Source organism: Rhodoluna lacicola, from assembly GCF_000699505.1.
GTDB classification, from domain to species: Bacteria; Actinomycetota; Actinomycetes; order Actinomycetales; family Microbacteriaceae; genus Rhodoluna; species Rhodoluna lacicola.
In genome coordinates, this window is the sequence record NZ_CP007490.1 from 507832 (window position 1) to 525629 (window position 17798).

The 17798-nt window shown below is 52.4% G+C and carries 14 protein-coding genes and 3 rRNA genes; all 17 read left to right on the top strand.

The genetic code is table 11. The features are described 5' to 3' along the window. Nucleotides 1–24 precede the first annotated feature (24 nt). The 17 genes from argC (at nt 25) to RHOLA_RS02550 (ending at nt 17794) form a co-directional block, all read left to right on the top strand. Nucleotides 25–1083, top strand: a complete 1059-nt coding sequence (gene argC, locus RHOLA_RS02475) for an N-acetyl-gamma-glutamyl-phosphate reductase (protein ID WP_038502132.1) — start codon at nt 25–27, stop codon at nt 1081–1083. Continuing rightward, complete coding sequence (argJ, locus tag RHOLA_RS02480) at nt 1083–2237, top strand: bifunctional glutamate N-acetyltransferase/amino-acid acetyltransferase ArgJ (protein WP_038502133.1); 1155 nt, start codon at nt 1083–1085, stop codon at nt 2235–2237. The genes argC and argJ overlap by 1 nt, the downstream gene beginning before the upstream one ends. Beyond that, entirely contained in the window at nt 2237–3127 is an 891-nt protein-coding gene (gene argB / locus RHOLA_RS02485) for an acetylglutamate kinase (RefSeq protein ID WP_038502135.1), read from the top strand. Before argJ ends, argB begins: the two co-directional genes overlap by 1 nt. A gap of 24 nt (nt 3128–3151) precedes the next feature. Further along, a complete protein-coding gene (argF, locus tag RHOLA_RS02490; RefSeq protein WP_038502137.1) occupies nt 3152–4075 on the top strand; it encodes an ornithine carbamoyltransferase in 924 nt (307 codons plus the stop codon). Nucleotides 4076–4114: 39 nt separating this feature from the next. Next, on the top strand, nt 4115–5533 hold the full coding sequence (gene argH / locus RHOLA_RS02495) for an argininosuccinate lyase (protein ID WP_038502138.1): 1419 nt from the start codon (nt 4115–4117) through the stop codon (nt 5531–5533). A gap of 3 nt (nt 5534–5536) precedes the next feature. After that, the gene (gene tyrS / locus RHOLA_RS02500; RefSeq protein ID WP_038502141.1) at nt 5537–6832 is read left to right on the top strand and encodes a tyrosine--tRNA ligase; all 1296 of its coding nucleotides are present in this window, start codon (nt 5537–5539) and stop codon (nt 6830–6832) included. Nucleotides 6833–7370: 538 nt separating this feature from the next. Continuing rightward, nucleotides 7371–8890 (top strand): 16S ribosomal RNA (locus RHOLA_RS02505). Between the two features lie 402 nt (nt 8891–9292). Then, nucleotides 9293–12395 (top strand): 23S ribosomal RNA (locus RHOLA_RS02510). 91 nt (nt 12396–12486) lie between these two features. After that, nucleotides 12487–12603, top strand: a 5S ribosomal RNA gene (rrf, locus tag RHOLA_RS02515). Together the 16S, 23S and 5S rRNA genes form the textbook arrangement of a ribosomal RNA operon. 114 nt (nt 12604–12717) lie before the next feature. Continuing rightward, nucleotides 12718–13614, top strand: coding sequence for a hypothetical protein (locus tag RHOLA_RS02520; RefSeq protein ID WP_051636211.1), 897 nt, complete (start codon nt 12718–12720; stop codon nt 13612–13614). Continuing rightward, nucleotides 13604–13852: a hypothetical protein gene (locus tag RHOLA_RS02525; protein ID WP_038502143.1), complete on the top strand. Its 249-nt coding sequence runs from the start codon at nt 13604–13606 to the stop codon at nt 13850–13852. Before RHOLA_RS02520 ends, RHOLA_RS02525 begins: the two co-directional genes overlap by 11 nt. Nucleotides 13853–13926: 74 nt before the next feature. Beyond that, nucleotides 13927–14922, top strand: a complete 996-nt coding sequence (locus RHOLA_RS02530) for an HAD-IIA family hydrolase (protein ID WP_051636212.1) — start codon at nt 13927–13929, stop codon at nt 14920–14922. A gap of 9 nt (nt 14923–14931) precedes the next feature. Next, nucleotides 14932–15090, top strand: a complete 159-nt coding sequence (locus tag RHOLA_RS07325; RefSeq protein ID WP_144239018.1) for a type II toxin-antitoxin system VapC family toxin — start codon at nt 14932–14934, stop codon at nt 15088–15090. After that, a complete protein-coding gene (gene trmD / locus RHOLA_RS02535) occupies nt 15091–15777 on the top strand; it encodes a tRNA (guanosine(37)-N1)-methyltransferase TrmD (RefSeq protein ID WP_038502146.1) in 687 nt (228 codons plus the stop codon). 203 nt (nt 15778–15980) lie between these two features. After that, nucleotides 15981–16331 (top strand): 50S ribosomal protein L19, encoded by a 351-nt coding sequence (rplS, locus tag RHOLA_RS02540; protein ID WP_038502148.1) that lies wholly within the window; start codon nt 15981–15983, stop codon nt 16329–16331. Between the two features lie 40 nt (nt 16332–16371). Beyond that, complete coding sequence (gene lepB / locus RHOLA_RS02545; protein WP_038502150.1) at nt 16372–17118, top strand: signal peptidase I; 747 nt, start codon at nt 16372–16374, stop codon at nt 17116–17118. Beyond that, on the top strand, nt 17090–17794 hold the full coding sequence (locus RHOLA_RS02550; RefSeq protein WP_038502152.1) for a ribonuclease HII: 705 nt from the start codon (nt 17090–17092) through the stop codon (nt 17792–17794). Before lepB ends, RHOLA_RS02550 begins: the two co-directional genes overlap by 29 nt. The last annotated feature ends 4 nt before the right edge of the window (nt 17795–17798 follow it).

A 17798-nucleotide genomic window follows, 5' to 3' on the forward strand; every position in this document is an offset into this window, starting at 1 on the left:
TCGAGCAATAACGATAGGAACGCAATGACATTTTCAGTTGCCGTAGCCGGCGCCAGCGGCAACGTCGGCGGGGAACTACTGCGTCTTATTGCCGAGCACCCGCAGCTTGAACTCAAGACCGTCACCGCCAGCAGCATGGTTGGTCAAAAAGTTTCTACACTTCACCCGCACGTTCCTAAATTTGCCGACGTAATTTTTCAAGAAAATACAGCAGAGGTATTAGCGGGACACGACATTGTTTTTCTTGCGCTGCCTCATTCAAAGTCCGCCGAAGTTGCTGCCTGGCTTAGCAAAGATTCGCTGGTGCTGGATTGCGGTGCCGACTTCCGTTTGGAGTCAGAGGCTGACTGGAAAAAGTTTTACGGCGGGGAACATGCAGGAACCTGGACATACGGAATGCCTGAGTTGCTTATCGGTGGAAACCGCAAGCAACGCGAACTTTTGAAAAACACCAAGCGCATTGCGGTACCTGGCTGCAACGTCACCGCAATCACCTTGGGTCTTGCTCCTGCGCTTGCAGCCGGGCTGGTTTCAAACACCGATATCGTGAGCGTGCTAACCGTTGGCACATCTGGTGCTGGTCGTGGCGCCACCGAAAAACTTTTTGAAATCGAACCAACCGGTTCTGCTGACGCCTACCAGGTTGGTGGCATTCACCGTCACACTCCAGAGATCGAGCAAAATCTTTCGAAGTCTGCCGGTGCACAAGTGCAGGTTAACTTCACACCTGTTCTTGCGTCAATCGAACGCGGAATCCTGGCGGTGAATACCGCAGTGCTGAAGCCTGGTGTTGATTTGCAAAAGATTCGTGCTGCGTTTGAAGCTGCCTATGTGGGGGAGCAGTTCATCAAGATTTCCGCCACCGGAGAATTCCCAAGCACCGCAGACACCATTGGTGACAATTTTGCGCTGGTTGGACTTGCCGTGGATTCACACGCCAACCGTCTGATTACTGTTTGCGCAATCGACAACCTAGTCAAGGGCACCGGTGGCGCCGCGATCCAGTCAATGAATATTGCTCTCGGACTTCCAGAGCAAACCGGACTCGAGCAAATCAGTCTTGCTAAGAAAGGCGCCCAGTAATGACAGTCACACTCGCTAAGGGTTTCGTTGCTGGCGCGGTTCACGCGGGACTAAAAAAGTCAGGAAAGCTAGACCTTGCTCTGGTTGTAAACCAGGGCCCGCTGAATTCTGCTGCAGTTGTTTTCACCACCAATCGCTGCCAAGCAAACCCAATCATCTGGAGTAAAGAGGTAATCAAAGATGGCCAGGTTTCGGCAATCATTTTGAATTCGGGTGGGGCCAATTGCTACACCGGTGCACAGGGTTTCCAAACCACTCATGCAACTGCCGAAAAGGTTGCCGAGGAGCTTGGCGTTAGCGCTGGCGATGTTCTGGTTTGTTCAACCGGACTTATCGGCGACCAACTTGATCGCGAAAAACTTCTAGCTGGAACATCAGCGGTAGCCGCAAATCTAAACACCACCAACGGTGCAATTGCAGCTCAGGCAATCATGACCACAGACTCAAAACCAAAGACCGCAGAGTTCACTCACGCCGATGGCTGGTCTATCGGTGGTATGGCAAAGGGTGCGGGAATGTTAGCCCCAGGTCTTGCAACAATGCTCGTAGTTATCACCACCGATGCCTCTCTCGACAGCAAGTCGCTCGATCAAGCTCTTCGCGCAGCCACTCGCGTTACTTTTGATCGCCTCGATTCCGACGGCTGCATGTCAACCAACGATCAGGTCACGCTGATGGCTTCTGGCGCCAGCAATGTCACACCAAGTCAAGATGACTTCACTGTCGCCCTAACTCAGATTTGTATTTCTCTCGCAACGCAACTGCAGCAAGACGCAGAGGGTTCATCGCACGACATCACCATCACGGTGCAGGGCGCAGCCTCAGAAGCAGATGCCGAAGAAGTTGGTCGTTCCGTAGCGCGAAACAATTTATTCAAGGCGGCAATCTACGGAAACGATCCAAACTGGGGTCGCATTCTTGCCGCGGTTGGGGTTACTAAGGCACAGTTTGACCCATACAACATCGATGTCTCGATAAACGGAGTTAGTGTTTCTCGTAAGGGGCAGCCAGATCAACCGCGTGAGTTGGTTGATCTGTCGCCACGCGCGGTTGACATCACCATCAACCTAAATTCCGGAACTCACTCAGCTGCCATTTACACCAATGACCTTACTCACGAATACGTGACAGAGAACAGCGAGTACTCAAGCTGATGATTCCCTCAGAACAGCAAGACCAAGCGATTGCAGCCATCAAGGCAAAGACGCTGATTGAGTCTTTGCCTTGGTTGCAAAAGTTTCACGGCAAAGTTGTAGTCGTTAAGTTTGGTGGCAACGCAATGGTTGATGCTGAACTGCAAAAAGCCTTTGCCGAAGATATGGCGTACTTGCGCTGGGTCGGCATTCGTCCGGTAGTGGTTCACGGTGGCGGACCACAAATCTCGGCTCGCCTTGCTGAGCTTGGTATCCAGAGCGAATTCCGCGGCGGCTTTCGCGTCACCACAGACGAAACCATAACCGTGGTGCGTGATGTTTTACGCGAAGAAATTTCTGCGCAACTCGCTGAGCTGATTCAAGACGCAGGTGCAGAGTCTGTCATCATGTCAGGTGAAGACGGAAATCTTTTCCGCGCAGAGAAGACCACCCTTGAAACCGGTGAAGGACCAGTGGACATTGGTCTAGTTGGCGAAGTCACCCAGGTTAACCCGCGCATCGTGCTTGAGGCACTTGAGGCTGGTCGCGTTCCAGTTGTTTCAACTGTCGCACCAACCACCGGAGGCGAATTACTTAACGTGAACGCGGACCTTGCCGCCGCAGCCCTTGCTGTGGCACTTGGTGCCGAAAAACTCATGGTGCTTACCGATGTGCCGGGTCTCTACAGCGACTGGCCAAACCGCGACTCGCTGGTTTCAGAAATCACCGCCCAAGAACTTGATGAACTGCTGCCAACTCTTGAATCAGGCATGATTCCAAAAATGCAATCCTGTCTCAAGGCTGTTCAAGGCGGTGTACCAACCGCGCACGTAATTGACGGTCGAACCCCACACAGCATTCTGCTAGAAATTTTTACAGTTACCGGTGTTGGTACCATCGTGCTTCCCTAATAAAAACCAAGAAACGGATAAAAAATGGTTCGCCACTTTCTGAAAGACGATGATCTGACTCCAAAGGAGCAGGCAGAGATTATTCGTCGCGCAATCGAACTCAAGAAAAATCCGTATTCTGAAAAACCTTTTGCTGGGCCAAAGACTGTCGCCTTGATTTTTGACAAGACATCAACTCGCACCCGAGTGTCATTTGCAGTTGGCGTTGCCGACCTTGGTGGTTCGCCGCTAATTATCGACAGCCAAACGAGTCAAATGGGTGCCAAGGAATCCGTTGCCGACACCGCACGTGTACTAGGTCGTCAGGTAGCGCAGATCGTCTGGCGTACATATGCGCAACTTGGTCTAGAAGAAATGGCCGAGCACGCTGGCGTGCCAGTAATCAACTCGCTTAGCGACATGTACCACCCGTGCCAAATCCTTGCTGACCTAATGACCATTCAGGAACACAAAGGAAAACTTGCTGGCCTGAAGCTCGCCTACGTTGGTGACGCAAGCAACAACATGGCAAACAGTTACCTAATCGGTGGTGCAACGGCTGGAATGCATGTAGCGGTAGCCGGCCCGGCGAACTACCTGCCTGATTCGCACATCGTTGCACGCGCAGAGCTAATCGCAGAGCAAACCGGGGGTTCAATTGCTGTGCACGGCGAACCATTAGCGGCAATCGCAGATGCCGATGTCGTCATCACCGACACTTGGATCTCGATGGGGCAGGAGGACGAGAAAGAACAGCGCCTGCGTGATTTCGCCGGGTACACAATTGATCAAGAACTTTTTGCCAAGGCAAAGCCTGATGCAATATTCATGCACTGTCTTCCTGCGTATCGTGGCTACGAAGTTGCCGCTGAAGTTCTTGACGGTCCCCAATCAGTTATTTGGGACGAGGCAGAGAACAGATTGCACGCACAAAAAGCACTAATGGTTTGGCTCGCCGAACAGGCCTAACCCAAACCCCAAAAAACTCTCGAAAGTAAGATTTATTTCATGAACGCAAACCCCGAATCAGGCACAGGATCAAACGCTCTTTGGGGCAGTCGTTTTGAGGGTGGCCCTTCGGATGCGCTCGTCGCGCTAAGTCGTTCGGTTCACTTTGATTGGCGCCTCGCGGCCTACGACATCGCCGGCACCCGGGCTCACATCAAGGCGCTGCAATCCGCCGGCTACCTATCGGTCGCTGAACTCGAAAAAATCGATCGCAGCCTGGTTGAACTCCTAGATCGAGTAAACAAGGGAAGCTTCCAGGCAAAACCAACCGATGAAGACGTTCATTCAGCTCTCGAGCGTGGACTCATCGAGATTGCCGGTGTCGAACTCGGCGGCAAGGTCCGAGCCGGCAGAAGCCGCAATGACCAAATCGCCACATTAATCCGCACCTACCTCCTCGATCAGGCAGTGATAATTCGCGAACAGGTCACCCAATTGATCGAGGTCCTGGTTTCCCGCGCCGAGGAGCACCTGGGCGTAGCCATGCCAGGTCGCACCCACTTCCAACATGCCCAGCCGGTCCAGCTTTCTCATCACCTGCTCGCTCACGCCTGGCCACTTGTCCGCGACCTAGAGCGCCTCGAGGACTGGCGTAAGCGCGCCAATCTTTCTCCGTACGGCGCCGGAGCCCTAGCTGGAAACACCCTTGGCCTAGATCCAAACCTGGTGGCCCGCGAGCTTGGCCTAGCCGGCCCTACCCAAAACTCGATTGATGCCACAGCCAGCCGAGACGTGGTTGCCGAGTTTTCCTTCATCACCACTTTGATTGGCATCAACCTGTCTCGTTTTTCAGAAGAAATCATCATTTGGGCCAGTGCCGAGTTCGATTACGTAAAACTACACGACGCCTACTCAACCGGCTCGTCGATCATGCCGCAAAAGAAAAACCCCGATATCGCGGAGCTTGCTCGCGGTAAAGCCGGCCGACTGATTGGTGACCTAACCGGGCTGCTGGCAACTCTAAAGGGTCTACCGCTTGCCTACAACCGGGACCTGCAAGAAGACAAAGAGCCGGTTTTTGATGCTGTCGATACCCTTACTGTTCTGCTGCCTGCCTTTACCGGAATGGTCGCGACCCTTCAGTTCAATCGCAACCGCCTAGAGTTGCTGGCCCCGGCTGGATTCTCACTGGCCACCGATGTAGCAGAGTGGTTGGTCAAGCAAAAGGTTGCCTTCCGTGACGCTCACGAAATCACCGGAAAACTAGTTTCTTATTGCGAACAGCACAATCTTGAACTCCACGAGGTACCCGATGCCGAAATGGCGGCGATCTCTCCGGCCTTGACCCCAGATGTCCGCGATGTGCTCACCGTTGGTGGCTCCATTAAGGCCCGCGCTGGTGCCGGCGGTACCGCCTTGCCAAGGGTTCTCGAACAAATTGCGGCTCTGCGCAAAATTGCCCCAAAGCGTGAGGGATAAACCATGTCTAACCAGGCTCTAAAAACTCAAAGCAACGACCCAAGTTTCAAGGATCTGCTCGACGAGCTCAAGTGGCGAGGGCTAGTTGCCCTCAGCACCGATGAAGCTGCCCTCCGCACGGCACTGAATGAGACCAAGATCACCTACTACATTGGCTTCGATCCAACTGCGCCCAGCCTGCACCTCGGCAATTTGGTTCAGTTGCTGATCATGCGTCGCCTCCAGCTCGCCGGGCACAAGCCGCTTGCCCTGATCGGTGGTTCAACCGGTCTGGTTGGCGACCCGCGTCCAACCGCCGAGCGCACCCTAAACACCAAAGAGACAGTTGTCGAGTGGGTAGAGAAGTTGGGCAAACAGGCGTCACGATTCCTATCTTTTGAGGGGGAGAACCCGGCCCGCCTAGTCAACAACCTGGACTGGACCGCCCCGCTAAGCGCTATCGACTTTCTGCGCGACATCGGCAAGTACTTCCGGGTTGGCACCATGCTCAGTAAAGACGCGGTTTCTGCCCGCCTGAACTCAGAGCACGGCATCAGCTACACCGAGTTTAGCTACCAGATCCTGCAGGGCTACGACTACCTAGAGCTCTACCGACGCTACGGCTGCACCCTGCAAATGGGTGGCAGTGACCAGTGGGGCAACCTAACCTCGGGCACCGATTTGATTCGCAAGGTCGAGGGTAAATCTGTACACATTCTTGCCACCCCGCTGATCACCAACAGTGATGGCCAGAAATTCGGAAAGTCAGAGGGCAACGCGGTTTGGCTAGACGCCGAGTTCACCAGCCCTTACGCCTTCTACCAGTTCTGGCTAAATGTAGACGATGCCGATGTGATCGATCGCCTCAAGGTTTTTACCTTTTTAACCAGGGCTGAAATTGAAGATCTTGCCAAGCAGACTGCCGAGGCCCCGCACCTTCGTGCTGCCCAAAAGCGCCTGGCCCTTGAGGTCACCACCCTGGTTCACTCGGCTCAATCTGCCCAGGCAGCAATCGATGCCTCGGCAGCTCTCTTTGGCCAGGGCGACCTAGCTGCACTAGACGCGGATACTTTGGCCTCCGCTCTGGGGGAGTTGCCTAAGACAACGGCTTCCGTTGGCACACCGATAACCCAGCTCCTTATTGAAACCGGGTTGGTTGACAGCATCTCAGCGGGCCGCCGCGCTATTAAAGAGGGCGGCGTTTATCTAAATAACGAGAAAATTATCGACGAAGCAGCCGTTTTGACCGACTTATTGCACTCAAAATTTGCGGTTTTGCGCCGTGGCAAGAAGACCTTAGCGGGCGTATTCAGCGCGTAAACACTGGGTTTCTGGGCCATGGCGCAACTATAGGCCGCAGGCCGAAAAATATTTAAAGTTTTTTCGCAAAAAGGCCCATTTGGATTTGACTTCATCGTTATATGAACGTAATGTAGACACTCGTTGCCCAAAGTTTGGAATCTTCTGATTAGAAGTCCGGCTCAAGAGCAACAAATCCTATGAAATAAAGGCTTTCAGGCCTTGTTTGCCTGAGCTTTTATATCTAAGATTTAAGGCTAATACCACGGAATTTTCATTGTGCCTATTTGACACGCTGGAAATCTATGGTAAGTTTGTGAAGTTGCTCTGTAGACCATCGAAAGAGAAGTCCGCAGAAGCATCCGATCCTTGAGAACTCAACAGTGTGCACTATGTCGATACCAAGAACCTCTTGGTTATTTAGGCTTGCCTAAATAGTCAGAGAAAATATTGGATTAGACAGATTGTCAGACAATCTGATTTAGTCAGATCAAACTAATGCCCCCATTTTCCGGGGGTTTTGTTAAGTTTGTCTCTTGCTTGCAAGTGGCGTTTAACTTTTACGGAGAGTTTGATCCTGGCTCAGGACGAACGCTGGCGGCGTGCTTAACACATGCAAGTCGAACGATGAAGCCGGAGCTTGCTCCGGTGGATTAGTGGCGAACGGGTGAGTAACACGTGAGCAATCTGCCCTTGACTCTGGGATAACTGCGGGAAACTGTAGCTAATACCGGATACGACACCTTGGGGCATCCCAGGGTGTGGAAAGAATTTCGGTCAAGGATGAGCTCGCGGCCTATCAGCTAGTTGGTGAGGTAATGGCTCACCAAGGCGACGACGGGTAGCCGGCCTGAGAGGGTGACCGGCCACACTGGAACTGAGACACGGTCCAGACTCCTACGGGAGGCAGCAGTGGGGAATATTGCACAATGGGCGAAAGCCTGATGCAGCAACGCCGCGTGAGGGATGAAGGCCTTCGGGTTGTAAACCTCTTTTAGCAGGGAAGAAGCGAAAGTGACGGTACCTGCAGAAAAAGCACCGGCTAACTACGTGCCAGCAGCCGCGGTAATACGTAGGGTGCAAGCGTTGTCCGGAATTATTGGGCGTAAAGAGCTCGTAGGCGGTTTGTCGCGTCTGCTGTGAAAATCCGAGGCTCAACCTCGGACCTGCAGTGGGTACGGGCAAGCTAGAGTGCGGTAGGGGAGATGGGAATTCCTGGTGTAGCGGTGGAATGCGCAGATATCAGGAGGAACACCAATGGCGAAGGCACATCTCTGGGCCGTAACTGACGCTGAGGAGCGAAAGCGTGGGGAGCGAACAGGATTAGATACCCTGGTAGTCCACGCCGTAAACGGTGGGTGCTAGTTGTGGGCCACATTCCACGTGGTCTGTGACGAAGTTAACACATTAAGCACCCCGCCTGGGGAGTACGGTCGCAAGACTAAAACTCAAAGGAATTGACGGGGGCCCGCACAAGCGGCGGAGCATGCGGATTAATTCGATGCAACGCGAAGAACCTTACCAAGACTTGACATATAGTAGAAAAGCGTAGAAATACGCTCCCCGCAAGGCTGCTATACAGGTGGTGCATGGTTGTCGTCAGCTCGTGTCGTGAGATGTTGGGTTAAGTCCCGCAACGAGCGCAACCCTCGTCCTATGTTGCCAGCACGTAATGGTGGGAACTCATGGGAGACTGCCGGGGTCAACTCGGAGGAAGGTGGGGATGACGTCAAATCATCATGCCCCTTATGTCTTGGGCTTCACGCATGCTACAATGGCCGATACAAAGGGCTGCGATACCGCAAGGTGGAGCGAATCCCATAAAGTCGGTCTCAGTTCGGATTGGGGTCTGCAACTCGACCCCATGAAGTCGGAGTCGCTAGTAATCGTAGATCAGCAACGCTACGGTGAATACGTTCCCGGGCCTTGTACACACCGCCCGTCAAGTCACGAAAGTCGGTAACACCCGAAGCCGGTGGCCTAACCGTAAGGAAGGAGCCGTCGAAGGTGGGATCGGTGATTGGGACTAAGTCGTAACAAGGTAGCCGTACCGGAAGGTGCGGCTGGATCACCTCCTTTCTAAGGAGCATCTCGAGAAGCTTGCTTCTCATAAGAGATCCAGTTCTAGAACAAACGTTTCTAGCTGGGTAGCTCAAGGGTGGAATATCGAATAGTAAGCAGCCGAGTTTAGCGGCTTAAGTACGACCCTTGTGGTCTGGAACGAGCTTCTCTAGGAAGTTGCTTTTGCACACTGTTGGGTCCTGAAGGATCGGGTAAAACCGCCTTCAAGGCCGATTGCATTTTAAGTAATGCAGCGGACTGGACCACACAAGCTAGTGAACCAGCGCCCAAAAGCGCCAGGCCTAGTCTCTGGAGTGGTACCGCCCGTACTTTGAGAACTACATAGTGGACGCGAGCATCTTAAAAATTAAAGATCTCTGAATCAATTTCATTATTGAAAATGTTCAGTGGTCTCTTAGATATCAAGTTCTTAAGAGTAAACGGTGGATGCCTTGGCATTGGGAGCCGAAGAAGGACGTAGTAATCTGCGATAAGCCTCGGGGAGTCGATAAACAGACTTTGATCCGAGGATCTCCGAATGGGGAAACCCAGCTGGACTCGATCCAGTTATTCCTGCCTGAATATATAGGGCAGGTAAAGGGAACGTGGGGAAGTGAAACATCTCAGTACCCACAGGAAGAGAAAACAAAAGTGATTCCGTTAGTAGTGGCGAGCGAACCCGGAAGAGGCTAAACCGATCATGTGTGATAGCCGGTAGGCGTTGCATGGTCGGGGTTGCGGGACTTTTCAGTTGTTCTACCGAACAGCAACAGTAGAAAGCAATGTAGACGAATGGTCTTGAAAGGCCAGTCATAGAGGGTGCCAACCCCGTAGTCGAAACGTTGTGGACGCTGGAGAAGTATCCCAAGTAGTACGGAACCCGTGAAATTCTGTGCGAATCTGTCGGGACCACCCGATAAGCCTAAATACTACCCAATGACCGATAGCGGACAAGTACCGTGAGGGAAAGGTGAAAAGTACCGCGGGAGCGGAGTGAAATAGTACCTGAAACCGTTTACTTACAAACCGTTGGAGCCAGCTTGTTCTGGTGACAGCGTGCCTTTTGAAGAATGAGCCTGAGAGTTAGCGATATGTGGCGAGGTTAACCCGAGTGGGGTAGCCGTAGCGAAAGCGAGTGTGAATAGCGCGTTGAGTCGCATGTCCTAGACCCGAAGCGAAGTGATCTACCCATGGCCAGGTTGAAGCGACGGTAAGACGTCGTGGAGGACCGAACCCACTTCAGTTGAAAATGGAGGGGATGAGCTGTGGGTAGGGGTGAAAGGCCAATCAAACTTCGTGATAGCTGGTTCTCTCCGAAATGCATTTAGGTGCAGCGTTGCGTGTTTCTTATTGGAGGTAGAGCTACTGGATTGCCGATGGGCCCTACAAGGTTACTGACGTAAGCCAAACTCCGAATGCCAATAAGTGAGAGCGCAGCAGTGAGACTGTGGGGGATAAGCTTCATAGTCGAGAGGGAAACAACCCAGACTACCAACTAAGGTCCCAAAGCGTGTGCTAAGTGGAAAAGGATGTGGAGTTGCATAGACAACCAGGAGGTTGGCTTAGAAGCAGCCACCCTTGAAAGAGTGCGTAATAGCTCACTGGTCAAGTGATTCCGCGCCGACAATGTAACGGGGCTCAAGCACACCACCGAAGTTGTAGCATTTGTACCATTGCCAGGCCGTAAGGTCCAGGCGTACAGATGGGTAGGAGAGCGTCGTGTGGCGAGCGAAGCGGCGGAGTAATCCAGCCGTGGACGCCACACGAGTGAGAATTCAGGCATGAGTAGCGAAAGGCGGGTGAGAAACCCGCCGTCCGAAAGACCAAGGGTTCCAGGGCCAGGTTAATCCGCCCTGGGTAAGTCGGGACCTAAGGCGAGGCCGACAGGCGTAGTCGATGGACAACGGGTTGACATTCCCGTACCGGCGAAGAACCGCCCAAACTAATCAAGTAATGCTAAGGCAATAAAGCAGCTCTGAAGTCCTTCGGGATGGATTTGTTGTGGAGTTTCCGACCCTATGCTTGTGCGGTTAACGTATTAACAGGTGTGACGCAGGAAGGTAGCCTCCGCGGGGCGATGGTTGTCCCCGTTTAAGGATGTAGGGCGAGTCATAGGCAAATCCGTGACTCACATAGCCTGAGATCTGATGATGAGACCGCAAGGTCGAAGTGGGTGATCCTATGCTGCCAAGAAAAGCATCGACGTGAGGTTCTAGCTGCCCGTACCCCAAACCGACTCAGGTGGTCAGGTAGAGAATACTAAGGATATCGAGAGAACCACGGTTAAGGAACTCGGCAAAATGCCCCCGTAACTTCGGGAGAAGGGGGGCCAGAGTGGTGTAGGAATTTACTTCCGAAGCCATGCATGGCCGCAGAGACCAGTTGGAAGCGACTGTTTACTAAAAACACAGGTCCGTGCGAAGTTGCAAAACGATGTATACGGACTGACGCCTGCCCGGTGCTGGAAGGTTAAGAGGAACGGTTAGCCGTAAGGCGAAGCTGAGAATTTAAGCCCCAGTAAACGGCGGTGGTAACTATAACCATCCTAAGGTAGCGAAATTCCTTGTCGGGTAAGTTCCGACCTGCACGAATGGCGTAACGACTTCCAAGCTGTCTCAACCGTGGACTCGGCGAAATTGCATTACGAGTAAAGATGCTCGTTACGCGCAGAAGGACGAAAAGACCCCGTGACCTTTACTATAGTTTGGTATTGGTGATCGGCGTTAGTTGTGTAGGATAGGTGGGAGACTTTGAAGCTTGGACGCTAGTTCAGGTGGAGTCGTTGTTGAAATACCACTCTGCTAACTCTGGTTATCTAACCGCGAACCGTGATCCGGTTCCGGGACAGTGCCTGATGGGTAGTTTAACTGGGGCGGTTGCCTCCCAAAAAGTAACGGAGGCGCCCAAAGGTTCCCTCAACCTGGTTGGTAATCAGGTGTCGAGTGTAAGTGCACAAGGGAGCTTGACTGTGAGACTGACAAGTCGAGCAGGGACGAAAGTCGGGACTAGTGATCCGGCAGTGGCTTGTGGAAGCGCTGTCGCTCAACGGATAAAAGGTACCTCGGGGATAACAGGCTGATCTTGCCCAAGAGTCCATATCGACGGCATGGTTTGGCACCTCGATGTCGGCTCGTCGCATCCTGGGGCTGGAGTAGGTCCCAAGGGTTGGGCTGTTCGCCCATTAAAGCGGCACGCGAGCTGGGTTTAGAACGTCGTGAGACAGTTCGGTCTCTATCCTCTGCGCGCGCAGGAATTTTGAGAAGACCTATCCCTAGTACGAGAGGACCGGGATGGACGAACCTCTGGTGTGTCAGTTGTTCCGCCAGGAGCACCGCTGATTAGCTACGTTCGGGAAAGATAACCGCTGAAAGCATCTAAGCGGGAAGCTTGCTTCAAGATGAGAATTCCATGGCTTAGGCCGAGAGACTCGCAGCTAGATTACTGCGTTGATAGGCTGGATGTGGAAGTGGGGACTAAAGACCCATGGAGCTGACCAGTACTAATAAGTCGATTACTTGATAACTTTTTGCTTGCGTCCACTATGTGGTTCCCGAGGTATGGGAACCAAAAAATCACACTTCAATGTGTGCTTTCGAAACATAACTCAATAGTGTTTCGGCGGCCATAGCGGAGGGGAAACGCCTGGTTACATTCCGAACCCAGAAGCTAAGACCTCCTGCGCCGATGGTACTGCAAGGGTGACCTTGTGGGAGAGTAGGACACCGCCGGACTTAATTTAACAAAATGGCCACCTTTCGAGGTGGCCATTTTGGTTTAACTTTCATTTGTCGAGTAGATAGATGTTGGTTTATCTGGCATTTGTAGAATGCTTACAGGAGATAAATATGCGTGAACGTGATTCGGGACAAGGTTCTGGCCGAGGAGGCCGGGATCGTCGTCAGGATGCACCGAGTGGTCGTGGCAGCAGACCAAACTCAGGGGGTTCACGCCCAGCTTGGCAAGAGCGCGTAGCCAGACCAATTGACTACGACAAACCAAAGAGCCCGCCGATTCCAGACGAGATCACCGAAAAGGATCTTGAACTTGGCATTCGTGTGCAGCTGAAGACTCTTACACCTGAAAATGCCGAAAAGGTAGCCCGCCACTTGGCGATGGTTAGCATTTTGCACGACCAGGACCCAGAACTTGCTCATCGGCACGCACTCGCTGCTGCCGAGCGAGCCGGACGCATCGGTATGGTTCGCGAGACCGTTGGTGTAACTGCCTACGGCATCGGTGATTTTGCACTTGCCCTTCGAGAATTACTTACTTACCGCCGAATTTCTGGCTCGAACGATCAAGTTCCTCTGATGGTGGACTGCGAACGTGGCCTTGGTCGTCCTGAACGCGGGCTGGAGTTGGGTCGCGAGGTTGATCGAACCAAACTGTCGCCCGAAGTGCGGGTTAACCTAGCGATTGTGATGTCTGGCGCCCGTCTTGATCTTGGGCAAAATGAGCTGGCGCTTGCAGAACTTCAGATTCCCGAGCTGAACCCAGAAAAAGTCTTTGACTACTCAGCACCACTTTTCCACGCCTACGCCGAGACTCTATCGGTGTTGGGACGTGATGAAGAATCTAAACGTTGGCGCAGGTTGGCCGAGCGTGCCGAACAGGCATATTCTGGTTACAGTTCCCCTGAGGATGAAGTTTTCTCTGTGCTTGAAGAAATTGAAATTCCAGAATTTGTAGAGAAGCCAGTAGAGCGCGAAGCATGGAAGCGAGAGGCGAGAGATGACCGATAAAGCAAAGGACCAATCAGAAGCCAAGGTGGCAAAACCTGCTGATGAGAAACCAGCGGCAAAAGACCAGGCGGCCTCCGAGTCTGCCGAAAAGAAGCGACCTTCGCTTGATGAGATTCGCAAATCTCGCAACACTTTTGGCGGCGGCGGTGCATTTGGCGGCGGAAAAATCGGTGGCGGAAACAGTCGTGGTAAGGGTGGCGGCTTGAGTCGTCCGGGCGGAAGCGCGCGCGGTCGCTAAGGCGAACGTAGTTTTTGTTCACCCAAGATCTGATACCTACGCGATTAATACGTGATGAATTGAATCTTCTGACTATGTTTGGCAAAAAGAGCGCGACCGTTTGGGGCAAGTACGACACTGTGCTTTGCGACCTGGATGGCGTGATCTATGAGGGAACCGATGCGATAGTTGACTCGGTTGAGACCATCAACACCTTTATTTCGCAGGGAATCCCGGTTGGTTACGTGACAAACAATTCATCCCGCAAGCCAGAAACAATCACAGATCAGCTTGCCGGTTTTGGAATTCACACCGCACCAGAAAACGTGATTGGTTCTGCCAAGACTGGCGTGGATATTTTGGCAACCTTAATTCCGGCCGGGTCAAAAGTTTTGGTGGTTGGCGGCGAAGGCTTGCGTTCACGTGTGGTTGAAGCTGGTTTCGAACTCGTTGGTAGCTCAGACGAAAAGCCAGCCGGTGTAATTCAGGGTTTTGACCCAACCGTTGCTTGGACCGATTTGGCCGAGGCATCGTACTCGATTGCCAACGGCGCCAAGTGGGTGGCGACCAACCAGGATTGGACCATTCCTCGCGAAAAGGGCATTGCACCAGGAAACGGAACTTTGGTGTCGGCGGTGCACACCGCCGTAGGTCAGCTGCCAATCGTAGCTGGCAAACCTGAACCGGCGATTTTTAAAACTGCTGTCGAGCACTTTGGTGCCAAGCAGGCGATTTTCGTTGGTGACCGGATCGACACCGATATCCGCGGTGCAAATCGCGCGGAGATTGCATCGGTGTTGGTAATGACTGGAATCAGCACTCGCAAGGAAGTTTTGGGTGTAAAAAAGGAAGATCGCCCAATTTTTATCATCGAGACAATGGCCGAATTGCTTGCCGACTATGACCAGCCGAAGAAGACCAAACACGGCTACTCGTGCAGGGGAGCCGAGGTTGAGCTGCTCGGTAACAAGGTGATGGTAACTCAGGGCGACCCAAAGAGTATCGGTGCGTTGCGGGCTGCTTGCGCAGTTATTTACAACTCGGAAACTCCAATTTATGCGCTGGATGTAGAACCAGCGCTTTACGAATAGGCTTAACGCATGTCTGAAGATCTAACCCAGCAGGTAAAAGAAGAAGTAGCTCGAGTTTCGGCCTTGCCGCTTGAGGAGCAGCCGGCAGCATTTGCGGCGATTCGTGACCAGCTTGAGCGCACCTTGAATTCAGACGAGGACAGCTCTTCTTCACGCCAGGGCGAATAAGTGCGCATTGACGCAATCACGATTTTTCCGGACTACTTTAAGGCTCTGGATTTATCGCTGCTAGGCAAGGCTCGCGAAAAGAACCTGATTGATCTTCACGTTCGTGACCTTCGTGACTTCACCTTTGACAGACACAAGACCGTTGACGACAGCCCCTACGGTGGTGGTGCCGGAATGCTAATGAAGCCAGAACCCTGGGGATTGGCTTTTGATGAGATTCTTCCGGAAGACGGCGATTGCACCGTAATTTTCACATCACCTGCTGGTGAACAATTCAAGCAGGCAACCGCGCACGAGCTTGCATCGGCCCAGCATCTGGTTTTTGCTTGTGGTCGCTACGAGGGGATTGATCAGCGAGTGGTTGATTACGCGCAAACTAAGGCCAAGGTGCGATTGATCAGTCTTGGTGATTATGTTTTGAATGGTGGCGAAGTTGCCGCGCTGGCGATGATTGAGGCAATTGCCCGTTTGATTCCCGGAGTGATCGGCAATGCCGAGAGCTTGATCGAGGAATCACACTCTGATGGTTTGCTGGAGTATCCCAGTTACACCAAGCCTGCCTCTTGGCGAGGCTTTGATGTTCCAGAGGTTTTGACCAGCGGAAACCATGCGGCAATTGCCGCTTGGCGACGCGAACAGCAAATCGAGCGCACCAAGCGAGTGCGCCCGGATCTGCTATCCGAATAAAACTCTTCCAAAACCCAGATAAATACTGGGTTTCCAGCCTGTTGGCTTGTGGCACAGGTTGCTCACATCGGTGTTTGACAGGTAAACTAAACAGGTTATTCGCCTTAGATGCTCTGCCGCAGGGGAGTTAGGCAAATGAATGACAAAACATCAATTACTTACCCGTTGTTGACCTGCGCGCAGTAACAGAAGGCGATACAAAAATGCACATTCTTGACTCAGTAGACGCAGCCTCTCTTCGCTCAGACATTCCTGAGTTCCGCGTTGGTGACACAGTGAACGTTCACGTAAACATCATCGAAGGTAACCGCAGCCGTGTTCAGGTTTTCAAGGGAATCGTTATTCGTCGTTCAGGCGAATCAGTTCGTGAAACCTTCACCGTTCGCAAGATTTCATTCCAGGTTGGTGTTGAGCGTACTTTCCCAGTCCACTCACCAGTAATCGAGAAGATCGAAGTTGTAACCCGTGGTGCCGTTCGCCGCGCGAAGCTTTACTTCCTACGCGATCTTCGTGGCAAGAAGGCAAAGATTCAGGAAAAGCGCGACAACGCTTAAATCTGGTTAGAAATCCAGTTTTAGCATCTAGCCTTAATACATGACAGACCTAGGGCAGTTTCCAAGCCCAACAAGAAAAGCACCACGCCGCCGCAGCAAATGGCGCAGATTTAGAAAAAACATTTTCGTTTCTTTCTTCATAGATCTGCTGGTAATTGCCGGTACCGCGTTGGTGCTTTCTCTTTTAATAAAGACATTTTTGATTCGGTCATTCTTTATTCCTTCGGGTTCAATGCTCGAAACGCTGCAGATTGATGATCGGATTATCGTGAATCAACTGGTGCCAGATCTCGTTCCGCTTGAGCGCGGTGACGTAGTGGTTTTTAAAGATCCAGGTGGTTGGCTTGGTACTGCAGACGAGACGCAGCTTGATCCAATTACCGCGGCGTCTGACTGGTTACTCTCGGCATTTGGCATCACCGCACCGGACAGTAGTCAACATCTCGTTAAGCGAGTCATCGGTGTTGGTGGTGACCGAGTGATCTGCTGTGATGCAGATGGAAAAATCACCATCAACGGGGTTGCAATAACTGAAAGATATTTGGGAGCAGATAAAAATCCCTCCGATATTGATTTTGACGTGACCGTTCCAGCAAATTCATTTTGGGTCATGGGCGACAACCGTGACGGTTCGGCCGATTCCAGATTCCATACCGATTTACCAAGCAAGGGATTTGTTTCAAAAGAGTTCGTGGTTGGACGCGCGTTTATGGTTTCCTGGCCATTCAGCAACTTCACTTGGTTAGATAACTATCCAGATGTCTTCAAAAACATTCCCAAGCCTTAACCTCGAGCAAGAGTTGTGGGCTGCGGGAGCCCGTTTCGTTATCGGTATGGATGAAGTAGGGCGTGGCGCAATCGCCGGACCGGTGGCCGTGGGAGTTGCCTTACTTGACCGCCAAGATGCCCGAGTTAAAACCAGCTGGCCAGACAAGCTCTGCGATTCAAAATTAATAAGTGAAAAAGTGCGCAATGAAATTGTGGGGCCCGTCACAGAATGGGTCTCAGCTTCGGCCGTTGGAATGGTCTCAGCCGCAGAGATTGATGACCGTGGAATTGTGGCAGCCCTTGCCCAAGCAGGGTCAGGGGCCCTCGCTCAAATCCTTGAGAATCAGGAACTGCGTACACAAATAATCCATGACGGTGCTGTGATTATTCTTGATGGCTCGCACAACTGGCTGGGGCCTAAAGCAAGTGGAATAGATGTCATGGTGCGAACCAAGGCTGACCGCGACTGTGTTTCAGTTGCAGCGGCATCTGTGATTGCCAAGGTTGCCCGGGACGACCTGATGATCGAACTGGGTAAGCGAATTACAGGATACGAGCTTGAGGGGCATAAGGGCTATGCCTCTGCCGCCCACATTGCAGCTGTCCGCAACCTTGGGCCGAGCAGCGAGCACCGGGTGACTTGGCTAGGTAAGATTTTGGCCGACGAATCCACAACCAACGCGGTTTCGGATTAGTTGG

Bases quoted from the DNA above. Each gene is read 5' to 3' on its own strand.
- RHOLA_RS02520 (WP_051636211.1), top strand. From the start codon at position 12,718: ATGCGTGAACGTGATTCGGGACAAGGTTCTGGCCGAGGAGGCCGGGAT.
- RHOLA_RS02525 (WP_038502143.1), top strand. From the start codon at position 13,604: ATGACCGATAAAGCAAAGGACCAATCAGAAGCCAAGGTGGCAAAACCT.
- argF (WP_038502137.1), top strand. From the start codon at position 3,152: ATGGTTCGCCACTTTCTGAAAGACGATGATCTGACTCCAAAGGAGCAG.
- lepB (WP_038502150.1), top strand. From the start codon at position 16,372: ATGACAGACCTAGGGCAGTTTCCAAGCCCAACAAGAAAAGCACCACGC.
- argH (WP_038502138.1), top strand. From the start codon at position 4,115: ATGAACGCAAACCCCGAATCAGGCACAGGATCAAACGCTCTTTGGGGC.
- RHOLA_RS07325 (WP_144239018.1), top strand. From the start codon at position 14,932: ATGTCTGAAGATCTAACCCAGCAGGTAAAAGAAGAAGTAGCTCGAGTT.
- argJ (WP_038502133.1), top strand. From the start codon at position 1,083: ATGACAGTCACACTCGCTAAGGGTTTCGTTGCTGGCGCGGTTCACGCG.
- argB (WP_038502135.1), top strand. From the start codon at position 2,237: ATGATTCCCTCAGAACAGCAAGACCAAGCGATTGCAGCCATCAAGGCA.
- RHOLA_RS02550 (WP_038502152.1), top strand. From the start codon at position 17,090: ATGTCTTCAAAAACATTCCCAAGCCTTAACCTCGAGCAAGAGTTGTGG.
- rplS (WP_038502148.1), top strand. From the start codon at position 15,981: ATGCACATTCTTGACTCAGTAGACGCAGCCTCTCTTCGCTCAGACATT.
- argC (WP_038502132.1), top strand. From the start codon at position 25: ATGACATTTTCAGTTGCCGTAGCCGGCGCCAGCGGCAACGTCGGCGGG.
- RHOLA_RS02530 (WP_051636212.1), top strand. From the start codon at position 13,927: ATGTTTGGCAAAAAGAGCGCGACCGTTTGGGGCAAGTACGACACTGTG.
- tyrS (WP_038502141.1), top strand. From the start codon at position 5,537: ATGTCTAACCAGGCTCTAAAAACTCAAAGCAACGACCCAAGTTTCAAG.